The following is a 1,588-nucleotide window of genomic DNA, read 5'->3' as shown; positions in this document are numbered from 1 at the left end:
CCCCTCGGGGGTGCCCTGCAGGCCGGCGGGGCTCCCCGTCCGGCGTTCGGGCGTCCTTGGCAGTGTACTCATCGTCCCTGTCCGCTCCCGTCCATCGAGGGTCCCGTGCGTTCCTGTCGGTGACAACGCAATTGGCGGCGGCATCCAGACAGGGGCGGGTGTGGTTGACGCCGTGCAACAATCCGACTAATGTACTAACGCATTAATACATTGGATCAACCGGTCGCATGAAACGCCGCTCCGCCCACGACCTTCCGGATGCCTCCGACGGCCCGCTGCAGGCGCTTTCCGAGGCGCTGGCCGCGCTGGGGGAGGCTGGCGAGGTGCGGGCGTTTCTCGAGGACCTGTGCACGCCCGCCGAACTCGAGGCCATGTCCGACCGCTGGCGCGTCGTGCCCCTGCTTCTCAAGGGCGTTCCGTACCGCGAAATCCACGACCTGACCCAGGTCAGCGTGACCACCATCGGCCGTGTCGCCCGCACGCTGGAGCGCGGCGCCGGCGGTTACGCCACTGCCGTCCAGCGCCAGCAGGCTGCGACGGCTTCCGCCTCCCACTGAGTTCCCTCATGAGTCCTTCCCTGATCCCCGCGACGCGCGATCGCCTGCGCATCGCCATCCAGAAAAGCGGTCGCCTGGCCGAGCCGGCACGCACGCTGCTGGCCGCCTGCGGCCTGAGCTGGCGCGAGAGCCGCGACAAGTTGTTCTGCTACGGCGAATCGCTGCCGGTCGACCTGTTGCTGGTGCGCGACGACGACATCCCCGGCCTGATCGCCGATGGTGTCTGCGACTTCGGCATCGTCGGTCGCAACGAGCTGGACGAACAGGCCGGCGAGCGCGCCCTGATCGGCCTGCCGCAGGCATACCGCGAACTGCGCCCGCTGGGCTTCGGCAGCTGCCGGCTGATGCTGGCCGTCCCCGACAGCTGGGAATGGACCGGTCCTGCACAGCTGCAGGGCCTGCGCATCGCCACCAGCTATCCGTCGGTGCTGCGCCAGTGGCTGCAGGCGCGGGGCATCGATGCGGCGGTGGTCGAGCTGTCCGGCTCGGTCGAGATCGCTCCGAAGCTCGGCACCGCCGACCTCATCTGCGATCTCGTCTCCAGCGGCGCCACGCTGGCCGCCAACCAGCTCAAGCCGGTCGAGACGCTGCTCGACAGTGAAGCCGTGCTGGCGGGTCCCGCGCGCGAGTTCGACGATGCCCGCGCCGGACTCGCCGACATGCTGTTGCGTCGCCTCGACGGTGTGCTGAAGTTGAAGGACAGCAAGCTGCTGATGTTCCGCGCCGAGCGCGACACCGTGCCGGCGCTGTCGCGGTTGCTCACCGACAGCGAAGGCCTGGTCACGCTGCCGGGCGGCGAAGAGGGGCCGGTCTCGCTGCAGGCGATGTGCCATGGTGCGGTGACCTGGCAACGGCTGGAGGAACTGCAGCGCGCCGGGGCCCAGGGCCTGATGGTGCTGTCGGTCGAGAGGTCGCTGGCATGAGCGCTTCGCCCGCCCCCGTATACGACTGGACCGTGCTGGACGCCGCTGCGCGCACGGCGCTGTTGGCGCGCCCCGTGCAGACGGTCGCGCAACGCACGCAGGATGCCG

2 protein-coding genes are annotated in these 1,588 nt (G+C 69.6%); both read left to right on the top strand.

Translation table 11 applies throughout. The annotated features are described in order from the left end of the window. Positions 1-227 precede the first annotated feature (227 nt). Positions 228-557: a YerC/YecD family TrpR-related protein gene (locus tag AC04L7_RS18310; protein WP_299342093.1), complete on the top strand. Its 330-nt coding sequence runs from the start codon at positions 228-230 to the stop codon at positions 555-557. A gap of 8 nt (positions 558-565) precedes the next feature. Further along, the gene (hisG, locus tag AC04L7_RS18305) at positions 566-1,480 is read left to right on the top strand and encodes an ATP phosphoribosyltransferase (protein ID WP_296280246.1); all 915 of its coding nucleotides are present in this window, start codon (positions 566-568) and stop codon (positions 1,478-1,480) included. The last annotated feature ends 108 nt before the right edge of the window (positions 1,481-1,588 follow it).

The sequence above is a fragment of the Pseudoxanthomonas sp. LjRoot204_2 genome (genome assembly GCF_056175765.1).
This window is presented reverse-complemented; position numbering and strand designations above follow the sequence as displayed.